The organism is Dyadobacter fermentans DSM 18053 (assembly GCF_000023125.1).
Classification (GTDB): Bacteria; Bacteroidota; Bacteroidia; order Cytophagales; family Spirosomataceae; genus Dyadobacter; species Dyadobacter fermentans.
Genome location: NC_013037.1, coordinates 6,474,384 through 6,496,542, shown reverse-complemented (window position 1 = coordinate 6,496,542; position 22,159 = coordinate 6,474,384). Strand labels below are relative to the sequence as shown.

The following is a 22,159-nucleotide window of genomic DNA, read 5'->3' as shown; positions in this document are numbered from 1 at the left end:
TTAATTAATTGATTTATAATAAATTAACTCATGATCCGGAAGTAACTCAGGGTGAATAATCCGGATAAGATCGGCCAGCACCAGGTGCGGGTTTACCGCGCCCGACTCCCAGTAATCGTTAGCGCCCTGCGCATTCATGCGCTTGTTGTAGCTATATATCCGGTTGGTTTTGAATGACTTAAAATCGGCATAGCGCACATCGCGCGCGAGGACGTCCTTTTTGGTTTGCACATTTCCAATGCTCACATTCAGCCAGTAGTCGGCTTGCAGCGCCACGGGGTAAACGGTTTCGAAGCTCAGCGGCAAACTGCCCGTCGCTTTCGTATTGGCCCAATGGTACGAAGCCCCTGCATCCCTGAAAAACCGGTACACATAGCTATCCCCGTTCGGCACATACCAGGCATCTTTGGAGTTCATGCCGGTGATCAGGCTCGGGCGCGAGGTAACGTTGGCCGTGAGCTGCACGAGCTTTTGATATTCCTTCTCCACCCGCGCAAATTTTTTGTTCACTTCTCCTTCCCGGTTGATCAGTGCGGCCATTAATTTCACCCATTCGGCCCGGCCCAGCGGCGTCGTTTCAACCCATTCCGAATTCACCATCACCGGTATCCCCGCCTGGTACAGCGATTCGTACCGGTTTACTTTCGACACCGGACTGCCCGTAGCCATCACCAGATCGGGGTGCATGCTGATAAGCAACTCCTCATTAAGTCCCTGATCCTTACCCACCTCCGCAATCTTCCCTGCATTAATGCGACGAAGAACTTTGTCCGATGAGACGTATTTAAGGTTGCCCATTCCGGTCACGATTTCCTCGCATCCGAGAAACCCCACCAGTCCGAGATGCAGTGACGACATCGCCACCATGCTCCGCACCGGAATTTCAATCACCTGGCTATCCTTATACCCGATCGGCCTCGGCGTGCCGCGCTGCACGAGAATGTAGGTGAGCGTGTCCGTCGCCTTTTCGAACGGGCTCATGATTTTCACAACCTTATAATGGTCGCGATAGGTGATGGTAAAACCTTTGGCGTGCGCCAGCTGCACTTTGTCGGGAAACAGGTCACGACCCGTGTAATGCGCATCACCCTTTTCGTAGATCGAAGAGGACGTGCTGCAACCGACGAACAAGGCGGGCAGCAAAAAAAGTATGAGTATTGATCTGATTATCATTTAATTATCAACGTTTCCTTAAAAAGCTGTTTGTGTTTTTCAGGTTAAATAAAAAATCAAACTGCCTAGCGTGATCATGAGCACCATCGTCAGGCACGTCCGATGATTCACATTGGCCGCCGTACGGACATCGCCGTGCTGTATCTCCCGGTCCGCTTCTCCGATGAATGGCTTCTCCACCACCCTGCCGTGATACACATTCGGGCCGCCGAAGCGGCAGTTCAAAATGCCAGCAAGCGCGGCTTCAGGATAGCCGGCGTTGGGGCTTTTGTGCCGGGGGCCATATTCGAACAGGAAACTGACGGCCCGCCCGCTGCCGGCCACCAGTGCCATGAGCAAAGCGGTAAGCCTGGCCGGGATAAAGTTGGCAACATCATCCAGCCGGGCCGCAAATTTCCCGAACCTCTCATACCGCTCGTTCCGATAACCAAGCATCGAATCCATCGTGTTGATCATCTTGTAGGCCATCATGCCCGGCACACCGGCCAGGGCATAGTAAAAAAGCGGCGCGACAACGCCGTCACTCAGGTTTTCGGACATCGTTTCGAGCGCTGCAATGCGGATTTGCTGCGGGCTCAGCCGCGAAGTATCCCGCCCTACGATCCTGCCAACCTGCTTTCTGCCTGCCTCCAAACCATCGTTTTCAAGAACCGCAAAAACCTTCCTTCCTTCGGCGATAAGTGAATGATTAGCCAGCCCGTAGTAAACAAACATGCCGTTAAACAACACATATAAAACCTTGATATTCAGCAAAAAGACATTTATCCCATAAAACACCAGAAACACCAGCGCGACGAGACAACAGCTTAATAATGCACCTTTCAAAAACCGGTACCGCCCCCCGTTCAGCCGCTTTTCCCCCCACGCGATCGCATTCCCGAACACGCGGACGGGGTGTGGCCAGTAATCGGGATCGCCGAGCCACAGATCCAGCAGATAACCCATGATAAGCGGAAGGATTAATAGTAGCGCGTCTGCCATTCTTTCAATGCATTGATCATGAGTGCATTATTTTCCGCCCGTTGCGTCGCGAGCCGGAAGTGCTGCCGGGTAAGGCCGCGGAAATTGCCCGCGTCGCGGATGAGCAGGCCGTGATTTTCAATTAAAAAGTCCTTTAATTGCGCCGCATTCCTTACCAGTGTCCGGCAGAGGAAGAAGTGCGTGTCGCTATCCAGCACTTCCAGGCATTCCAGTTTTCGCAATTCTTGAACGAACGTTCTTTTATTTTCTAAAAGCTGCGGAATCGGCGGTTGCACCTGCGGATAGTTGTCGTAAATGTAATGCCCTGCCATAATGGCAATCGTCCCGACGGTCCAGGGCTGTTTGATATTCAAAAGCTGGTCCACAACATCATCCTGCGCAATGAGGTAACCCAGCCGCAGGCCTGGAATGGCGTAAGTCTTTGTTAGCGAACGCATAACCAGCAGATTCCGGGACCGTCGCATGAGCTGCACGGCCGAGCTTGCCCCGTCCGTAAAGTCAATGAATGCTTCGTCCACCACAAACAAACACTGCGGGTTCAGTTTGAGCCAATATTCCAAGTCACTGAAAATGAGGCCGGTGGGGTTATTGGGACTGCAAATGAAAACAAGGTCGGTTTTTAACCGCGGGAGCGCCATTGCATCCTGCCACGAAAGCGTCGCTATTTCGTGCCCGAATGCGAGGCAGGCGTCCTCGTATTCCGAAAAAGTAGGCACCACAATGGTGGTGCGCTTGGCCGTGAAATGCTGGGCAATGAGGTAAATGCTCTCGGTGGTTCCGCTGCAAACCAACACCTGCCCGGCCGGTACCCCGTGGTGAGCGGCGATTTTCCCGCGCAGGCTTTCCGCAAGCACTTCGGGATACCGGTTAATATCCTGCCATTTTGAGAAGACATATTCCTTCAATCCCTTCGGCTCCCCGCCATACCAGACATTCGAACTGAAATCCGCGAGAATCTCCCGTCCGTATCGATAACCGTCGTCGCCATGCCCGTGTAACATAATATTTATTCTGCTATGCTGTTGTAAATCAAATCCATATCGATGTGCGCCCGGAGCAATGCAGCGAGTTTATCGTACTGTTGTTCCTTAAATTGTGCGTAATCGTACGTCACTGCTTTTTCCTGCGTGTAGGGCGCGAGCATTTGCTCGATCACCACGTCGTTGTCGAGGATGCCGTGGAGGTAGGTGCCCCAGGTACGGTCGTCGCGGAAGTAGCCGTCCCGCCGCCCGTCCATCATCGTCACAACCGCCTCTCCGGGCTGGAATGCCGTTGTTCTGCCCATATGAATTTCATAGCCGGTGCACACCTGCTCCGCCTGCCTGAAACGGAAAGTGCTTTGGAGTGTGGTCTTTTCGCGTTCCAGGATCGTTTCCACCGGCAGGAGTCCGAGGCCTGGCAATTCTTCAATTTCACTTTCCACATGGTGCGGGTCCATGATCCGCTCGCCGAGCATTTGGTAACCGCCGCAAATCCCGATCACGGTATTTCCCGCCTTATGCGCCTCGCAAATGGCCTTCGCCACGCCATTATTCTTAATCGCCAGCATATCCCCGATGGTATTCTTACTTCCCGGCACGATCACGATCGACGCCTTTGCTATTTCGGAGGGGTTATTGGTATAATACAAATTCACGCGCATATCCTTTTCCAGCCGGTCAAAATCTGTAAAATTGGATAGCCGGTTGAGCAGGATCACAGCTACATTCACTTTTCCTTCCACCGCAGAGCGGTATTTGAGCTCCAACGACACCGAATCTTCCTGTTCAATATGGATATCCCGGAAATACGGCAAAACACCGACCACCGGCAAACCGGTGAGTTCTTCCAGCATTTGCCGGCCGTCTTCAAACAACCGGCCGTCGCCACGGAATTTATTGATAATGATACCCTTCATACACGCCCGCTCCTCGGGCGTGAGCAATGCGATGGTGCCATACACGCTGCCAAACACCCCGCCTTTGTCGATATCGGCGATCAGGTAGGTAGCCGCGCCTGCGTGGGCCGCCATTCTTAGATTAGTAATATCCCGGTGTTTCAGGTTGAGTTCGGAAATACTCCCCGCGCCCTCCATTACGATCGGCGAATATTTGGCTGCAAGGCGGTCGAAGGCATCCTTCACGGCCGCAAACAGCTCGCGGCGGTCGTTGCCCATGAAATATTCGTAGGCCGTTTGGTTACCCACCGGTTTTCCATTCAATACCACCTGCGAAGATTTGTCGCTGGTCGGTTTCAGCAGCACCGGGTTCATATCCGATTCGCACGCTACCTGCGCTGCTTCGGCTTGTACCGCCTGTGCGCGGCCCAGTTCCAGGCCATCGGGCGTGACGAAGCTGTTGAGCGACATGTTCTGGGCCTTGAAAGGCGCAGGCTGGTAGCCGTCCTGCCTGAAAATCCGGCAGAAACCGGCCGCAATCACGCTTTTGCCCACATCCGAGCCCGTGCCGACAAACATGATCGGACGTAATTTTTTAGCATTCATCGAACATCAAATAACGATCCGCTTTGCAATAGTATCTGTAATTTCATCAGCCGAAAGCTCCTGCAACGACCGGTACTCCGCGCCCAGCGCCGTGGCCAGCTCCCGCGCTTTCCCGTAGCGTACATAGCCGCTCTCGGTGTCAAGCACGAGTGCGTCACAATGCAGATTTTGAGCCAGTTGCAGCGACTGCCGCCATGCATCGCCACCCGAGCCGGGCAGAGGTACATTGGCTTTGCCGTCGCTCAGGATTACCAGCAAGGGCTCCATCGTATCGCGTCCTGCAAACGATGCGAGCATTTTCTCCGCCATTTCCAATGCATGCGGCAGGGGCGTACGGCCGCCGGTCGGGAGTTGCTCCAATGCCTGCTCAGCCAGGCCGGTGCTGCGGGTAGGTTCGAGCAAAACTGTCGCTTCCACACCCCGGAAGGCAATCACCGCCACCATGTTACGCTTTTGATAAGCATCTTCCAGGAGCTTCATTACGCTGCCTTTTACGGCTTCCATGCGTTTGCCCGCCGCCATCGAACCCGACGAATCCACGACGAAAAGTATCAGCCGCCCTGCCTTTCCGCTACGGACTTTCTGGTGCAAATCCGCTTTGCCGATTGTGAGATCGTCCGGGTTGCGTGTAAGGGCGTGCAGGATGGTGTCCGTCATGGCGATATCGCTCGCTGTTTCACTCCTTACCGCCCTGATCGCAGCACCTTTTGCGGTCTGACGAGCGCGTACATCCCGTCCGTTTGCCACATCCGGAGCGGCGCTAGCGGGCTTCTTCGTCAATTCTGGTACGGTCATTCCAAAATCAATATTCGCGATGCGTTCGCTACCCTCGCTTTCACAATTTCCTTCACCGCATTCACCGTCTTGTTGCCCGTTTTGTGTTTTATCAGGTGCTTCGGGTGTCTGGCTTTTTTGATTTTGTGGGTTTTCGTCGCCGCTCGCCGGGCGTTCATTGGGTTGCTGGCTATTGGGGGATAGTGCTTTTTTGCCCTTCCGGTGCGTGAGCACGAGCGTGGCCGACTCGCGGATGTCGTCCGGTGTGACGAGCGTCCGACCGTGCAGCGCTGCCATTGTGACGGCCGTTTTGTATAGCACAATATCCGCCCGGAGACTGCTCACGCCCCATTCAATGCAGAGCTGGCTGATCATTTTCAGCAATCCGTCCGGCATTTGCACCAGTGGCAGCAGCTGCATTGCCCTGCTAATCTGCGCTTTAATAATTTCTTGATTGTCAATCCATTGATTAACAAAACCTTCCGGATTACGCTCAAAAGCGATCCGTCTTCGCACCACTTCCGTCCTTGCCTGCACGTCGGCAGGTGCGCCTACTTCCACCATCAATCCGAACCGGTCGAGAAACTGCGGTCGCAGATTGCCTTCCTCGGGGTTCATCGTACCGATCAGCACAAACTTCGCTGGATGGCTCACCGACAGCCCCTCCCGCTGCACGGTATTCGTGCCCGAAGCTGCCACATCCAGCAGCACATCCACCAGGTGATCGGCCAGGAGGTTCACTTCATCGATATATAAAATACCCTCGTGCGCACTAGCGAGCAGCCCGGGGAGCAGTTTGCGCGTTTTGCTGGAAAGAACAGCCTCAATATCCAGACTTCCCAGCACACGGTCTTCGGAAGCGCCCAGCGGCATGTCCACAAACGGCACCGGTTCGCCGCTGAGAGGCTGCGGGGGCATTATCGCCGCCAGTCCGCGCACCACAGTACTTTTAGCCGTGCCTTTTTCGCCTTTGATCAGCACCCCGCCAATGCCCGGATTGACGGCGCAGAGCAGCAATGCCTTTTTCAGTTCATCCTGCCCGACGATCGCGGCAAACGGGTACAAGTTCTTCTCCATATAATTGCTGTTTACCCTACTCGGTCCTCGATTCGAGCAGGGCTTCACTTTTGAGATACAAATTCCTTAAACCCTCCAATGCTTCCTCGGAGGGTGCTTTCCAAAGCCCGCGCTGCTCCGCTTCGAGCAGCCGCTCCGCGATGGCATTCAGCGCCCACGGATTATTTTGCTCAAAAAACTGCTGCATTTCCGCATCGAGCGCATAGGTTTCGGCTACCTTTTCATACATCCAGTCGTCCACCACATGCGCCGTGGCATCGTAGCCGAACAGGTAATCCACCGTGGCCGTCAGTTCAAGCCCACCTTTATAACCGTGTTTTTTAATGCTTTCGATCCATTTGGGATTCACGACCCGGGATCGGAAAACGCGCAGCGCTTCCTCCTTCAAATCCCGCACAACCGGCTTGGCAGGGTCCTGCGAATCCCCGAAATAATGCCGCGGCTGCTGTCCCGTGAGGTTGCGGATGGTGGCGATCATACCGCCGTGAAATTGCAGGTAATCGTCGCTATCGAACAGGTCGTGCTCGCGGTTGTCCTGGTTATGCAATGCCACTTCCACGCTGGCCAGCCGCTCGGTAAACTCCTTCCGTGCATCTACGCCCTGTGCATTGCGTGAGTAGGCATAGCCTCCCCAGTTGATATATGCTTTGGCAAAATCTCCGTCGTTCTGCCAGTTTTTTTCATTAATGAGCGGCAAAATACCCGCGCCGTAACTCCCCGGCGCAGCTCCGAAAATGCGGTAAGCGGCACGCTCCTCCGCTTCTTCGATCGGCAATGCATCGTCTTTTTGCAGTTCGGCGAGTTCTTTCAGATAGTGCTTTCGGATAAAATTATCCTCCGGTTGCTCATCCGCGGAAATTACCAGCTGCACAGCCTCGTCCATGAGCTCGATCAGGTGCGGGAATGCATCCCTGAAAAACCCGCTGATGCGCGTGGTCACATCAACGCGCGGCCTGCCCAGCTCTTCCAATGACATGATTTTCAACCCATTGACCCGCCGGCTCTCAGCTTGCCATACCGGCCTCACACCAAGCAATGCGAGCACTTCGGCCACATCGTCGCCGTGCGTGCGCATCGCGCTTGTGCCCCAGATACTGATCCCCACGCTCTCGGGATAGCGGCCGGTTTCTTTCCAATGGCGGTCCAGGACTTCCTTCGCGAGCTGCTGCCCCACTTCCCAGGCGGCTTTGGAAGGCAACACCCGCGGGTCGACGGCGTAAAAATTCCTGCCCGTAGGCAGCACATGCGCCATCCCGCGGGTAGGCGCGCCGCTCGGGCCCGCGGGAACGTATCCACCCGAGAGGCCATGCAGCAGGTTGCTGATCTCCTCGTCGGTGCGGGCCAGATTGGGAACGAGTTCCTGCGATACAAATGCGAGTATCGCACGCAGGGCGGCCATTTCGGGCAGCGTCGGATCGCGGTGAATGGATTCGAATATTATTCGGTCGGCAGCCTGTACGTCAAATCGGTAATGTTCGAAGAGGCGCATCATGTGGGAGGCCATTTCATCGAGCACTTCCAGCGCGTCGGCGGCAGTCACGATCGGCCTTCCCGCCCAGTCAGCCAGATTTTCGGCCGGTTCGGGTAGTTTATGTCCTTTTTGTTGATGAAGTGTATTGATTTCTAAACCATATAAATGTGCCAATGTCGCCTGCATGCCCGGAATGGGGCCGTTTGGGAGCCTTGTAAGCGATTGCAGCATATCAATGAGCGCCTCGCCTTCGGGCATTTCACCCAAAGTGTGCAGCCCGTTGCGGATCTGCGCCGCGCCCAGCTCGCACAGGTATCCGTCGATGTCCTCGATCAGGTGGGCAATGTCCTTGCCATCCATTTCGGTGAGGCTCACCGGCACGCCTTCGGGCGTCATTTCATCGTCCCAGTCATGTTTATGGTCGCCGTGGTCGCGGCTGAGCATAGCCGAAAGGTCGGCGTCGAGGTTAGTCTGTTGAATCAGGTCCCAGATCTGCCTTTGCAGCAGCGGCAGTTTCGAGGGATCGAGGCTTTCGACCTGGTAATACTCGTCCACCAGCTGCGTAAGCTGCGCGAGTTCGCCATAAGTATCCGCCGAAGTCATAGGCGGCGTGAGATGGTCGACGATCACCGCGTGCGCGCGCCGTTTGGCCTGCGAACCTTCGCCGGGGTCGTTGATGATAAAGGGGTAAAACAATGGTAAATCGGCCAGAAATGCATCGGGAAAGCAGTTTTCCGACAATCCGATCCCTTTTCCCGGCAGCCATTCCAACGTGCCGTGCTTGCCTACATGCACGATGGCGTCGGCGCCCCAATCGTCGCGGAGCCAGCGGTACAATGCGTAATAATGGTGCGTGGGAGGCAGATCGGGCTTGTGGTAAATCGCATCGGGATCCATTCCGTATCCCCTCGGCGGCTGCAATGCCACAAATGCATTCCCCAGGTCGAGCCCGGCCAGGGCAATGTGCCCGTCGTGCACGTAAGTTTCGCCGGGAGGCGGGTCCCATTGTTTCAGCATTTTCCCGCGTGCCGTGTCGGGCAGTTCTTCAAACCAACCGGCATATCGTGCTGCCGACACGTGCGCGGCCGCCTGCGCCAGCTGCCCGGGCGTGAGAAAGTCCGCGTCATAAGCGCAACGGTCGATCAGCGAATGGATCAGATCCGTTCCGCTCGCCGGCAAGTCGCCAATGCGGTAGCCCTCGTCGCGCATCGCCCGGAGGATTTGCAGCAGCGAAGCCGGCGCGTCGAGTCCCACGGCATTACCGATCTGCGAGGCCTTTGTATTGGAATTGGTTAAAATGAATGCGACTTTCTTATCCGCATTCCTCAAATGTTTTAGTCTTGCAAAACGAACAGCTATACCAGCAACACGCTCAACGCGGTTATCCAACGGCACATAGCCGCGCGCTTCCTTTCCTTTCTCCTTGAATGAAACCGGGACGGTGATAATGCGTCCGTCGAACTCCGGGATAGCCACATTCATGGCCGTATCCAGCGGATTGAGTCCGCGCGACGATGATTCCCACGGCCCAGCGCCCATACCGCTCGTAATAGCCTGCAAAACAGGCACATTCATGTCAAGTAGTGCCTCCGGTGCATTACTCGTCTGCCCCGCCGGACGGATGTCCGTCATGGCAAAGGAAATCGTGTTCACCAGCACATCAATACCCGTCCCCGCCGCAGTATCGAAGTACTTGAATGCAAGCGGCTTACCGGTGGCATTGTCCACGGATTTGAGCGAGGACGTAAATACCGGCAGCACATTCACGCCACGGTCTTCGAGCGAACGGATCATCGCATCCACGAAAGCAGTATTGCCGCTGAGCCAGTGCGCGCGGTAGAAGGTAATGCCAATGGTCGCCAGAGCGGGATCGCGGTGTTTCAGCCAGTCGGCCAGGTCTGCAAACTCGGGCAGATCGGGGTGGTAAATGCCGTGCTCGGGCAAATGTACCGGTGCATCGGCCCCGAAGCCGGTCATCAGCAAATGGTCGGAAAGGTAGCTGAGCAGCGAAATCAGGTTATTGTATCCGCCTGCCTGCAAATAGGCCAACGTTTCGTGCAAAATGGCGGGCGACACGGTGGAAACGGCCGCAAACTCGGGGTTCAGCTCGCCCGTTCCGCTCACGACGATCAGGTGCTGCCCGCGCTGGCCGGCCAGTTTCACGAGTTCATTAAACCCGGGAATGCTGCTCAGCCTGCCGTGAATGCGGACGATGATGATTTTCGCCCCGGCGATTTCGCGCTGTAATAGCTGCTGCATTTGCTCCTCGCTTTTGATCGCCATCAGGCCAATGCCGGTCGTTTTGGGAAAGTCGTCGGGCAGCAGCTGCATGGCGCGGTCGAGCGTAAGCAGGTCGGTGTCGGCGTGGGTGAGAAAAACGATACCGTCTGTGGGTACGGCGGTCTGTCCGAGTGCCGTAGAGGCTTCGGAACCTTTCCACGTATAAAATTGAAATACATATTCGGCCAGGTCCGACGGCGGCACGAGGTACCTGTCGGCCTTCACCATGCTTTCGATATAATCAAAAATCGCGATGATCTGCCATTCATAATTGATGGAATGGAACCACACCGAATGCCCGTCGAACAGAAGCGTTACCACGTTTGCCAGCGTGCATGGTCCCAGGCAGCCGCCCTTAGTCATGTGCACCACGTTGCGCAGCTTGCGCCGGAGCCATTCGTTTTTATACAACTCCACCGGAATGGGCGCATAGCCGCGGTCGACCCGTCCGCAGCAGCAGGCATTGTAGCAATATGAAAGATGCCCGCGCCGCTGCACGAGGTTGATCGATTTTCCATCGGAACGGGTAACACGCTGGCGTTTCATGGGCGGCTTTCTGCTTTTTTGGTGGTTTGGTTGATGAGGTGCCGGATAAATTCCGGCTTATCGGCCCAGTAGAAGTGGGTGTAGGATGCGAATGTATTTTTCACATTAAAAAGCTGCGTCGGCACCGGCACACCGCGCGCATTGGTCATTTGCGCGAGCGGCCCCTGCGGCGGATTCTCTCTAAAAGTGGAGTAGTGAAACTCGTGGCCGTTCACTTCCAGCCCGTCCCAGCGCATTGTGCGGTAACCCAGCGTCATTTTCGAATATTGGAGCGTAGTAACGCAATCGAGCACGCCGGCCATTTCGAACGCATTTCCATGGTCATCAATGAGTTCCCTGCCGAGGTACATCAGCCCGCCGCATTCCGCGTAGGCCAATCCGCCGTTTTCACAATACTGGCGTATGCTATCGCGCATGGACTGGTTGCCCGACAATTGTTCCGCAAACAGTTCGGGATAGCCTCCGGGCAGGTAAAGCAGGTCGGTTTCGGGTAAACCGGCGTCATGCACCGGGCTGAACCATTGCACGTCGCCAAATGCCCGCAGCGTTTCCACATTCTGATGGTATAGGAAAGAGAATGCCTCGTCCCGTGCAATTGTAATGCGGAGTTTCGGGGACTGACGCGGCCATGCAATAGTTTGATTTTCAATATTTAAAATCTTTTCCTGAACGGACAGTGCTCCTGCATCGTCACTTGAATGCTTACTGGAAGTGATTTCAAGCAAACGATCAAGATCCACCGTCTGCGGGATAACTTCCGCCAGCCGCCGGATAATTTGTTCGTAATTGGTTTCGGTGGAAATACGCAGGCCCAGATGCCGCGAAGGAATATGCAGCGCCTCGTTCCTGGGCAGGTAGCCAAGGGCTTCCACACCAGCATCGGCGCAGGCATCCTGCAAAAACCGGTAATGCGATTCCGTACCCACAAAATTGAAGATCGCGCCTACGACCCGAATGCCCGCATGGAAATTTTTCAGCCCGTAAATGAGCGGCGCCGCGGAATAGGCCATCGACTGCGCATTAATCACCAGCACCACCGGAATATCGAGCAACGTCGCTATTTCCGCGCTGCTGCCTTTCATCTTGTCGGCCCCATCGAAAAGCCCCATCACGCCCTCGGCCACGCTCACGTCCGCCTGCGAGGCATAATGCGCGTATACCGCCCGCATGTGCGCCTCCGAAGCCATGAACGTATCCAGGTTCACGCCCGGCCGGCCGGCGGCATTGGTATGGTGGATGGTATCGATATAATCGGGCCCGCATTTGAACGGCTGCACACCAAACCCACGGTCGCGCAATGCCCGCAGCAATCCCAGCGTCAGCGTGGTCTTGCCCGAGTTGCTCGACGGAGCAGAGATCAGGAAACTGGATTTTGAAACAGACATATTCACCATCGCTGAATTCAAAGTATGGACAACTTCAAACGCATTCGATAGTAAAGAAAACAGAAAGGCATTCCCCGGGACGAGATGTTACCCGGTGATCGTCGGATTGCCGGGGCGGGCGAAAATCCGATGAATATCCAAACGAGACCCTGCTTCATACCGCGAAAGCATTGTCAACAAGGAAAGGATGGGTGTTCTGGCTTAGGTCATCGAATCGATAACCCTTTACAGTTGCGCGACAGCTCGTGATTTCCACCACATGGGTGGCCCCGACGATTCCCCCGTAATGCGTTGATACGCAGTACCATTTCCTGTTGGAGAAGTATGTTAAAGAACTTTTTGTGCCGTAAAGGTAACGGTATTCGGGTATTTTTCTGGCTTATCTCCGACAAAAACACCTAGCTTTGCAACATTCATTGGTTCGCGCCTCCGGCGTGATTAAAAGGGAATCCGGTGCAAATCCGGAGCAGTACCCGCTGCTGTAAGTTCACTAACGATGCTCTTGTCTGATGTCACTGGGATCGAAATTTGAATGATCGAATGACTGAATGATTGAATGATTGAATAGAATTTATTCGGTCATTCAATCATTCAGTCATTCAATCATTCCCCCGGGAAGGCGCAAGAGTTGAACGAGCCAGAAGACCTGCCGTTGAATGTTCCGGTTTTGCTTTCGGGAAGAAAGGCAAGAGGAAACGGCGGGCTGCATGGCGGCTTCGCTCTTCCCTGCATTCTCCCATAAGTTATTTTCTAATTTATGCGGAAATCCAAATGATTCAGTATCTGCTAATTGACTCGTTGCTGCTTGGCGTGCAGCATTCCTTCGAGCCCGACCACATGGCCGCGGTTTCGGTTCTTGCCACAGAAGAAAGTGAAGGTCCGGACCGGCGGGGCACAGCCCGGCCGAGCGCGGCCCTCCGGTGGAAACTCATCTGGCGGTCGTCGCATTGGGCGCTCGGGCATTCGGTTACGCTCATTTCGTTTGCCGTGCTGGTGCTTTTGCTCAAATCCACGCTATCCCTGCAAGTGGCCGATCAGGTGGAGTTGCTCGTAGGCCCGCTGATGATCTGGTTGGGCATTCTGGCGATCCGTCGGAATTTCCGGACGCAAAAGCCCGCTGCCACTGTCCAGGAGGGCAAGGTTAGCCGTTCGTTCTGGGTGGGAATGGTTCATGGCCTGGCCGGGACCGGCGGTGCTTGTGCCGTGGCGCTTACGCTGGCGGCGCGGGATGCCACCACGGCTGTGTGGATTATCGTCCTGCAAAGCGTCGGGATTATCCTTTCGATGTCCGCCTATGGCTATTTCTTTGCTTTTTCGGTCGGTCGGTTTGCGGGAAAACGTGAGCGTTTTCTGATGGTGGTGAACTACCTCGTCGGCGCATTTTCGATCTTTATCGGTGCCGCAACACTTTTTGAATCATTTCAATCCTAATCAATGCATACCCTATTTTACCAGACGGCCCGCATTTCCGCGGGCGGACTATTGCTCTCATTTTTAGTCACTTCCATTGTTTCCGCGCAAGAAACGGCTGCCGATTCAACCGGCCGCAAAACGCTTGATGCGGTGGTGGTGACGGCCACACGCTTTGAAACCAAAAAAGAAAAGATCGCGCAGAAGCTCGACCTTATTTCCAGGGAAGATGTCCAAATGACGCCCGCGAATGACCTCACCGACATCGTCAGGAAGACCGCGGCAGTAGATGTGATCCAGTATCCCAACCTCTCTTCCGGCATCGGCATCCGCGGTTTTCGGCCGCAATTTTCCGGTCTGAACCAGCGCACGCTGCTGCTGATAGACGGCCGCCCCGCGGGGGCCACCAATCTTTCGCAGATCAATTTGAATGGCATTGAGCGGATTGAAGTGCTGAAAGGCCCGGCGTCGTCGCTTTACGGCTCGCAGGCAATGGGCGGGGTGATCAACGTCATCACTAAACGCTCCAAAGGCGCTCCTTCCGGCAATGCGTTCCTGGAATACGGCAGTTTTAAAACCGTGCAGGCGGGGGTCAATACCGGCGGCAATATCACATCTAAACTCGACTATGATCTGATTTTCAGCTATCTGGAAAGGTCGAAAGATTATAAAATCGGGGATGATAACTGGCTGCGGAATGCATTTGGCTATCAACACGCGCAGAAAAACTACACCGACCGCCCTGTCGTGGAAACCGACGAAACGACCGGTGACGGCGACCGGCGGCCATTCACGAAACTGCATTATTTCTCGGGATCGCTGCGGCTGGGCTATCAGCTTAGCGACCGCTGGCGTGTGGATGCGCGCGGCGAGCGGTTCCAGGCCGGGGATGTGGAGTCGCCGGGCGAACTGTCGTCGGGCAGTACGGAAGCCAGCACCAAAGATGTGGACCGCCAGGCGCTGGACGTTGCATTGACGGGCCAGATCGGGCAGCACAGCCCGAGCGTAAAGGTTTATGCTTCGGAAGAAAACACCCGGAACTACACACAAAACGTCTCAGGCAAGCGGGTAATACCGTTCCAATCGGCGCAGGGCCACAATGCATGGAAAGGCGTGCAGGTGAAGGATGTCTGGAACCTGGGCCGGCATTCGGTGATATTGGGCTACGACTACCTGCAAGCGTCCACCAACAGCCGCCGCTGGACCAACGACACCACCGAACGTGCCCCGACGCAGCCGGAATATGCGCTGATTTCGAGCGCATTCTTCGGACAAGCCCTGCTGAATATCGGTAACCTTACCCTGCAACCGGGCATTCGGCTGGATCATATCACGTTCGACGTGCGCGAAACGCCGCTGCTGCCCAGCTACAAAGCCGGTAAGAAAACAACCCCGTTCACCAGCCCGAGCCTGGGGGTTACGTACGCGTTACGCCCATCGCTGCGCGTGAAGGCGAATATCGGCCGCGCATTCGTGACCACCGACGCGTACAGCGTGGCCGGCTATAATGAAGTGCGCGATTCGAAAGGCCGCATTGCCGTCACAGCAGGAAATCCCGATTTGAAGAATGAGAGCAGCCTGAGCTGGGACTTAGGGCTTGATTTCAACAAACCGAAATCCGGCTTCGCGGCCAGCGCGACGTTTTATCAAACCAAAGTCAATAACCGCATTGCCAAGATCATCACCGTCGTGAATGAGCCGCTGGAAAACGGCGACGTCATTACCTCCCGCGCTTCGTTCGTGAATGCTGCCGACGCGGAAATTACCGGTCTCGAAACGGAACTGTCGTACGATTTTGGTGCAAAAGCCGACTATCGCTATTCATTAAGGGCATTCTGGAACGGCAATTCAATTATCAAGGCAAAGGAGCTGATCGTGAGCACGGATGCATCCGGGATTCGGCGCGACATTCAGAATGTGGCCCGGAATACCTTTAACTTCGGCCTCGCTTACGATAATATGAAGTGGCTGCAACTGCGGCTTTCGGGCAGATCGGTGGGAACAAGAAAGGACATCGACTACACCGATCCTATCAACCCGGAAATCGAATATCCGCAATACATGGTGCTCGATTTCGTGGCTCAGTTCCGGATTACCGGCGGCCACACCATCGCATTGAAACTGAACAATGTGACCGACGAGAATTACTACGAAAAACGCGGCTACAACCTGCCGGGCCGGGCATTGTCGGTTCGGTATATGAAGAATTTCTGATATCTACTTCTGCATCCGCGTGCTAAAACCAAACGATCCCGCCCCGTGATACAGGGTGGGATCGTTTGGTAATGGGCTAATGATATCAGAACTCAATTTGCCCGCGGATTTCGCCCGCTGGATGAATGATGTTGTGGATATTGAAGTAGTACAGTCCATTGAGCAACTCTGCTTCCTTGATTTTCACACCGTCCACCATCACCGAATTGGAATATTCACCGGAACGAGTTTTCGGGAAATTGGTAAAAAAGTCGTGCTGGATGCCTGCATTGGCACCTCTGGTGGCTGTTCCGTGAATGTGCGCGCCGGTAGGTGTGGCCGTCAGATCCTGCCATTTGATAAAATAGCTCAGCAAATGGGTCGATTTGTTATACATCACATCCACCGTACCCCACGAAACGGTCGACACCGGCGGCACTTGCTGCAAGCCCGTCAGCGGAATACCTTTTTTGACCACGACGTGAGGCTGGTCGTAGAACTCAATCTGACCTCTGATCTCGCCGCCGGGATTTACGGATGTGTGGATGTTGAAATAGTAAAGCCCGTTCAGCAGATCGCTTTCATTGAGGCTTGTTCCGTCCACAGGCACCGATGATGAGTAGGAGCCGGTTGTTGTCCTTGGAACAGCGGCAAAAAAATCGAATTTGATTCCCGCATTACTCCCTCGCGCCGCCGTTCCATGAATGTGCGCGCCTGTGGGAACATCCGTGAGGTTGGCCCAGTTGAGCGTGAACGTGAGCATGTGCGTGGTTTTATTATACGAAACATCGGCCCATCCTGTCGCCTGCGTTTGCTTCGCCGGAAACTCTTGGGAACCACTCAGCGGTAAACCTTTCTGCATGACAACATCCTGCGGCGTCTCATGGTCGTCACATGCCGCGCACAGCGCGACGAACAGCCATACCAGTCCAAACTTGCATAGAATTTTCATCATTTGGCTTGTTGGGTTGAGTTAGAAGATTTAGCTAAACTATTCATCTAAAATTACAATTATTTATGCAGACTTTTCACCGTATCCGCATCAATAAAACGTTAAGAATGAAGTAGTAACAGCAAACCTCAACCCAATAGGCCCGCTTGCGACCTACGCCTTGTAAGGCGGACCGAAACGCCGCCACCAGAGCATGGCCAGGGCTATCGGAAAGCAGTAGGCGATCCAGAAGAAACGGCCGTCGGTATGGGCGGAGAAAAGTGTGTAAAACCACAGCAGGTATCCTCCTATTGTGCCTACCCAGAGCGGAAGCTCGTCTTTCCAGGCACTTTTTACCGCCCCGCCGAACCGGTACAGGTAGTAGCAGCACATCGCTCCGGGAATCCCGAAGCTCAGGATTGAGCTGATGTAAGCATTCGGACGGGTGAAATTAGAGATGATTCGCCAGGTGATCGGCTGCCAGAAGAGCACCGGCGTATCGCCATGCCCGTTGGGAATGTACCGTTTCACGAGCCCCCACGCCAGCAGGTATACGACCATCCCCGCAGCCGCCGAAAAGTACCAGCGATAGTTTTTCCGGGCAAATGCATAAGCCATCGCGACGGGGATCAGCAGCACAATGCCTTCCTTCGCGATGGTCCCCAGAAAGATGCTGAGCAGGAAAAGCGCGTGTTTTTCCTTATAAATAGCATAAGTCCCCGCAAAAATCATCAGCAGAACGCCCGAATCAACGTAACCGATCGTACCGTAGTAAAATGTGGGGAAAGAAAGCACGAACAAGTACAAACCAATCCAAACCAGCTTATCGTCCAACCGGAAATGTTCCAGCAATTGATAAAGGAACCAGAGCGACGCGAGCAGGAAAACGACATTGACGATGTTAATGGACGTCATCGGATCAAACGGCAGCGGCGCCGCGGCCAGGGTCACCAGCAAGCGCTCGTTGAAAGGCGCCTGCACGTTGAATGCGAGGGGCGCGCCTCTGAGAAACTCGACGTTCCCAATGTAAAACCTGGCATCTCCCAGCGAACGTTCCACCAGCAGATCATTCCGGTTGAAACGCACTGCGACCACCAGAAAGAAACAGAGAAGTAAAGCGAAGGGACTTCGCCAAAAAGTTGAGGGCATGTAATATCGAACGGAACGTGAGATCAAGGCCGGTAAGGCGCTCCGAAATTAGTAAAATTTCGAGAAACATCACCCAACCCGCTGTTCCTCTACTTTTCAGTGCGTTGGTCGATATAATTTCCGGGATTGCATTCTTTTCCATTCATTTACAGCAATATTTAAAACCCGCGACAATGGAAAAGGCCTTTTTCGAAAAGCAAGTCCGGCTGCCGTTCTCGAACCGCCCCGTGACGGTCAAATATGCGCTGGTGCATGCCTGCTACTGGCTGCTGGTGACGGGCTTTTTCCTTTACGAAAAGCGCTACCTGATTGTGAAGGCAAGCCTCAATTTCTTCGCAATATGCGTGATCGCCCGCGTGGTGCTGCTGATGGTGATCGCCTACCTGAACATCCACTATTTCCTGCCCCGGTACCTGCTCAAAAAGCGGTATGCCCGGTATTTCGGGCTGGTGTTCGTTTCGATCCTCGGTTATCTGTTCATCCAATCGCTTTTCGACTATTACCTCTACGGCTACGTGATCGGCCCGTTGCGGAACAGCAACCTCGTAGAGGCCGTGTCGTACAACTTTTTCAGCACGCTCTGGTACCTCGCGCTGATGCTGGCGCTCAAACTGAGCATCGACTGGTACGAACAGCAGCGCATTTTGCAAAAGATCGTAGTCGAAAAGCTGAATGCCGAAGTCAACTTCCTACGCTCGCAGGTGAACCCGCATTTTCTGTTCAATATCCTCAACAATTTATATGCGCTTACCCTGAAAAAATCTGACCTAGCGCCGGAAGTGGTGCTGAAACTCTCCGAAATGATGGAATACATGCTCTACGACAGCGACGATACCACAGTTTCTCTCGACAAGGAGATCAGCTACCTGCACAATTACATCGAGCTCGAACGCATCCGCTACGACAACAACCCCGATATTTCCCTCGAAGTCGCCGGGAACCCGGATGGAAAGGAAATTGCCCCGCTACTCCTGCTGCCGCTGGTGGAAAATGCATTCAAACACGGCGTAAGCCGCAAATCGGACCACGGCTGGCTGCATGGCAAAATCCATGTGGGCCCGTCGGCCATCGAAGTGACGATCGAAAACAGCAAGTCCAATGCAGCGAGGGAGAGCAAGGGCGGCATCGGCCTCGCCAACCTCCGCAAGCGGCTGGAACTGCTGTACCCTTCGCGCCACAGCCTGCGGATAGACGACCAGCAGGAACGTTTCAGTGTTTTTATGGAAATCAATCTTGCCAATGCTTAATGTATACCGCTATGAAAAAATCCATCTGGCTTCCGCTTTTGCTGTTCACCGGCTCGGCCGCGCCCGACTACAACGTTTCGCCCACGCCCGACACATTCGTCGCAGCCACCCCGTGCGGCGACGTGCCGAGGCACCAGCTAGGCATTCCGGCCGACCTGGAATGTGAGATGATCAAATGGCGCCTCACCTTCCGCCGCGATCCGCGCCGCCAGGGGCGCGACGATTTCAGGCTTCAATACACCTACGGCATGACCAAACCGGGCACCCGAGGATTCATGAATAACGGCACCAGTAATGAAATTTCCGGCACATTCCGCATTACCGAAAACAAGGGTGCTACAACCGGCAGGTACATTTTTACGCTGCAACCAACCGGCTCCAAAACGCCCATCGCATTCCTCCAACTGAACGAGCATCTCTTACACCTGCTCGATCAGCAAGGCCATCTGATGATCGGTAATGCAGGTTTTAGCTACACTTTCAACAAACAGAACACCCATCTGTAAGCCATGAAAAAGTTATTGATCACCGCCGCCTGCTTCCTGTTTTGGCACGAAGCGCCCGCGCAATCCGTTGCGCTTGCCAACAAGCCATCCAAAACCACTTCCCGCAAACCCGTGGCCGAAGGCGCGAGCGTGTGGGGCGTTTTTCATGGTCGCGTTCCCTGCCAGGCCACGGCCAAAATGATGGCCATCGGCGTGGAGGCCAATTGTGAGGTGCTCAAATGGGCCTTCACTTTTAACCACGATCCGCAAACAAGAAAGCCTACCACCTATCAATGGGACGGCTCGCTTTACCGTGAACAACCCCGCACGGGCAAATGGGCGCTCGTGCGCGGCACAGCCGACGACCCGCATGCGACGGTCATCCAGCTCGATCCCGACCAGCCTGAAAAAACGGTGTACCTATTGAAAGGTGATGAAAATGTGCTATTTATACTCGACCGTTCCAAAAAGCCCATGGTAGGCGGCGATTACCTGAGCTATACTTTCAACCGGGTGACAAACTGAACCATCTCCGCAAAAACGCGACGTATGCTGCAATGCGTGATCATCGACGACGAGCCTCTCGCGAGGGGCATACTGGAAGAATTCCTGCAAAAATCGGGTATTACGGGCGCTGCCAGCTTCGCGAACGCCCGCGATGCCCTCGCGCACCTGCAAACACACGAGACCGACGTGCTTTTTCTGGACATTGAAATGCCGGAAATGAATGGAATCGACTTCCTCAAATCGCTCGCCCAGCCGCCGGTAACGGTTTTCACCACTGCTTACCGCGGCTATGCATTCGAAGGCTACGAATTGGGCGTGATCGATTTTTTGCTCAAACCCATTTCCTACGCGCGCTTCGGGCACGCGCTGGACAAAGTGCGGGACTTCCTGCAACTCAAAGAGCAAAACACCAATCTCGAACAGAACCTTACGGAAGAAAAGCCCGATTTCATTTTTGTAAAAAGCGGCGTGCAACGCGTAAGGCTCGCTTTTGACGACATCGCTTACATCCAGGGTCTGAAAGATTACGCCATCATCCACACCGGCGCCGGCAAAGTAGTTATTAAAGGATCGGTGAAAGCCATGCTCGAAATTTTCCCGCCAGCGCGGTTCCTGCGCGTGCATAAGTCCTTCATTGTGGGGATCGACAAAATCCGGCGCATCGAACGCAACCGCATCGTTTGGGGCAATCATCAGATCCCAATCGGACGGAATTACAGGGAAGAAGTCATGCAGGTAATCACCCAATAGCACATTTGCCGGCTGCGCGGCATGTTATGCTTCCCTTAGTTTGCGAATCTTTTCTGTGAGCAACTGTCTGTCGGCGCGGGATTTTGCAAGCGATAGCGAAGTTTTGAAATGATCCAGCGCCTGCGCGTCATTAATCCCCGAATACAGTTCTCCCAGCAATGAATGATACAAATGGTTGCCTTCCAGGTTGAGCTTTTCCGCCTCGCGGATCGCTTCGGCTTTCGAGCGGGCTTTGGCCAGGGCGTAGGTGCGGTTCAGCGCGGCAATGGGCGAGTATTCGAGGATGAGTAAATGGTTGTAATATTGAAGAATGTGCTCCCATTTCTCCGTTGTATCGGCCTTGATCGTGTGCCAGTAACCAATGGCCGCTTCGAGGTGGTAACGCGAGAGCTGCGAACCTACGGAGGCGCGGTTGAGGTAATGTTCGCCGCGACTGATGAGCGCCGTGTCCCAAAGCCGGTCGTCCTGGTCCTGGTACAGCACCGTTTCGCCGGCCGGGTTCGTACGCGCCTCGAACCGTGAGGCGTGGAAGCACATGAGGGCGAGCAATGCATTCACCTGCGGCCTGTCGGTACCCGGGTTTTCGATCAGCATTTTGGTGAGCCACATGGCTTCAATGCAAACGTCCTTTCGCAGCGTAATGTCCTTTCCCGCCGAGTAATATCCTTCATTAAAAAGCAGGTACAACGTCTTCAAAACCGCTTCCAGCCGCTGCTCGATCTCGGTTTCGTCCGGAAACTCCATTTTCACCTGTTCGGCCCTCAGTTTCTCCCGCGCCCGGTAAAGCCGCTTATTGATCGTCTCCTTGCTGGTAAGGAAGGCGCTGGCGATTTCGTTGATACCAAACGCGCAAAGCACATTCAGCGCCAGCCCGATCTGCGATTCCACCGGAAGCGACGGATGGCAAATGGCGAACATCATCTGTAACTGGCTGTCGGTAATGTTTTGCGCGGATAAATCAATTTCCAGCTCGTCGGCCCCGGGACTGTCCCGCACTACCTGGCCGCTGATTTTTTCCCGAAACAGCTTGTCACGCCGCAGGTAATCGAGCGTTTTGTTACGTGCAACGGTGTACAGCCACCCTACGGGATTGTCGGGCACACCTTTGATGCCCCACATTTCGGAAGCCTGCAAAAAGGTATCGCTGGCTATGTCCTGGGCGGTTTCAATGTGTTCGAGACCGAACGTTTTGCTGAGCACGGCGGTAATCTTCCGGTATTCGGTTCGGAATAAATGCGGAATCAGGTCCGGGTTTTTCATGGCTGTAAATTAAATAAGCCTTTGACGGTTACAAAGGCTTATTGCGATGGTTTGAGGA

17 protein-coding genes and 2 riboswitches are annotated in these 22,159 nt (G+C 54.5%); of the genes, 6 read left to right on the top strand and 11 right to left on the bottom strand.

The window, feature by feature from the left end:
• Genes DFER_RS26795 through DFER_RS26765 form a run of 7 tightly spaced genes read right to left on the bottom strand, consistent with a single transcriptional unit; the run spans position 1 to position 12,169 of the window.
• Positions 1 to 1,173, bottom strand: coding sequence for an ABC transporter substrate-binding protein (locus DFER_RS26795; protein ID WP_015814806.1), 1,173 nt, complete (start codon positions 1,171 to 1,173; stop codon positions 1 to 3).
• Between the two features lie 39 nt (positions 1,174 to 1,212).
• Entirely contained in the window at positions 1,213 to 2,154 is a 942-nt protein-coding gene (cbiB, locus tag DFER_RS26790; protein ID WP_041735547.1) for an adenosylcobinamide-phosphate synthase CbiB, read from the bottom strand.
• Positions 2,133 to 3,155 (bottom strand): pyridoxal phosphate-dependent aminotransferase, encoded by a 1,023-nt coding sequence (locus DFER_RS26785; RefSeq protein WP_015814804.1) that lies wholly within the window; start codon positions 3,153 to 3,155, stop codon positions 2,133 to 2,135. Before DFER_RS26785 ends, cbiB begins: the two co-directional genes overlap by 22 nt.
• A gap of 5 nt (positions 3,156 to 3,160) precedes the next feature.
• On the bottom strand, positions 3,161 to 4,609 hold the full coding sequence (locus tag DFER_RS26780) for a cobyric acid synthase (protein ID WP_229206125.1): 1,449 nt from the start codon (positions 4,607 to 4,609) through the stop codon (positions 3,161 to 3,163).
• Positions 4,610 to 4,642: 33 nt separating this feature from the next.
• A complete protein-coding gene (locus DFER_RS26775; protein WP_015814802.1) occupies positions 4,643 to 6,487 on the bottom strand; it encodes a magnesium chelatase subunit D family protein in 1,845 nt (614 codons plus the stop codon).
• A 16-nt stretch (positions 6,488 to 6,503) separates the two neighbouring features.
• Entirely contained in the window at positions 6,504 to 10,784 is a 4,281-nt protein-coding gene (cobN, locus tag DFER_RS26770) for a cobaltochelatase subunit CobN (RefSeq protein ID WP_015814801.1), read from the bottom strand.
• The gene (locus DFER_RS26765; protein WP_143828821.1) at positions 10,781 to 12,169 is read right to left on the bottom strand and encodes a cobyrinic acid a,c-diamide synthase CobB; all 1,389 of its coding nucleotides are present in this window, start codon (positions 12,167 to 12,169) and stop codon (positions 10,781 to 10,783) included. Before DFER_RS26765 ends, cobN begins: the two co-directional genes overlap by 4 nt.
• 169 nt (positions 12,170 to 12,338) lie before the next feature.
• Positions 12,339 to 12,493, bottom strand: a riboswitch (cobalamin riboswitch).
• Positions 12,494 to 12,569: 76 nt separating this feature from the next.
• Positions 12,570 to 12,837, top strand: a riboswitch (cobalamin riboswitch).
• Positions 12,838 to 12,940: 103 nt separating this feature from the next.
• Here DFER_RS26765 and DFER_RS26760 point away from each other — a divergent pair.
• Complete coding sequence (locus tag DFER_RS26760; RefSeq protein WP_015814799.1) at positions 12,941 to 13,600, top strand: hypothetical protein; 660 nt, start codon at positions 12,941 to 12,943, stop codon at positions 13,598 to 13,600.
• A gap of 3 nt (positions 13,601 to 13,603) precedes the next feature.
• The gene (locus DFER_RS26755; RefSeq protein WP_015814798.1) at positions 13,604 to 15,793 is read left to right on the top strand and encodes a TonB-dependent receptor plug domain-containing protein; all 2,190 of its coding nucleotides are present in this window, start codon (positions 13,604 to 13,606) and stop codon (positions 15,791 to 15,793) included.
• An 85-nt stretch (positions 15,794 to 15,878) separates the two neighbouring features.
• Here DFER_RS26755 and DFER_RS26750 read toward each other — a convergent pair whose 3' ends face one another.
• The 3 genes from DFER_RS26750 to DFER_RS26740 form a co-directional block, all read right to left on the bottom strand.
• Positions 15,879 to 16,727 carry a CHRD domain-containing protein gene (locus DFER_RS26750; protein ID WP_015814797.1) on the bottom strand — a complete coding sequence of 283 codons (849 nt, stop codon included), beginning with the start codon at positions 16,725 to 16,727 and terminating at the stop codon, positions 15,879 to 15,881.
• Between the two features lie 150 nt (positions 16,728 to 16,877).
• Complete coding sequence (locus tag DFER_RS26745) at positions 16,878 to 17,762, bottom strand: hypothetical protein (protein WP_143828820.1); 885 nt, start codon at positions 17,760 to 17,762, stop codon at positions 16,878 to 16,880.
• A 7-nt stretch (positions 17,763 to 17,769) separates the two neighbouring features.
• Positions 17,770 to 17,994 (bottom strand): hypothetical protein, encoded by a 225-nt coding sequence (locus tag DFER_RS26740; protein WP_041735542.1) that lies wholly within the window; start codon positions 17,992 to 17,994, stop codon positions 17,770 to 17,772.
• A gap of 31 nt (positions 17,995 to 18,025) precedes the next feature.
• Between DFER_RS26740 and DFER_RS26735 the strand changes: the two genes are divergently transcribed.
• The 4 genes from DFER_RS26735 to DFER_RS26720 are packed head-to-tail and all read left to right on the top strand — an operon-like array spanning position 18,026 to position 20,841.
• Positions 18,026 to 19,099, top strand: coding sequence for a sensor histidine kinase (locus DFER_RS26735; RefSeq protein WP_015814795.1), 1,074 nt, complete (start codon positions 18,026 to 18,028; stop codon positions 19,097 to 19,099).
• A gap of 11 nt (positions 19,100 to 19,110) precedes the next feature.
• Positions 19,111 to 19,605 carry a copper resistance protein NlpE gene (locus DFER_RS26730; protein WP_143828819.1) on the top strand — a complete coding sequence of 165 codons (495 nt, stop codon included), beginning with the start codon at positions 19,111 to 19,113 and terminating at the stop codon, positions 19,603 to 19,605.
• 3 nt (positions 19,606 to 19,608) lie between these two features.
• On the top strand, positions 19,609 to 20,109 hold the full coding sequence (locus DFER_RS26725) for a copper resistance protein NlpE N-terminal domain-containing protein (RefSeq protein ID WP_015814793.1): 501 nt from the start codon (positions 19,609 to 19,611) through the stop codon (positions 20,107 to 20,109).
• 24 nt (positions 20,110 to 20,133) lie between these two features.
• Positions 20,134 to 20,841, top strand: a complete 708-nt coding sequence (locus tag DFER_RS26720; RefSeq protein ID WP_015814792.1) for a LytR/AlgR family response regulator transcription factor — start codon at positions 20,134 to 20,136, stop codon at positions 20,839 to 20,841.
• Positions 20,842 to 20,865: 24 nt separating this feature from the next.
• On the opposite strand, the gene DFER_RS26715 is transcribed toward DFER_RS26720, so the two are convergent.
• Positions 20,866 to 22,101 carry an RNA polymerase sigma factor gene (locus DFER_RS26715; protein ID WP_015814791.1) on the bottom strand — a complete coding sequence of 412 codons (1,236 nt, stop codon included), beginning with the start codon at positions 22,099 to 22,101 and terminating at the stop codon, positions 20,866 to 20,868.
• Positions 22,102 to 22,159 lie beyond the last annotated feature (58 nt).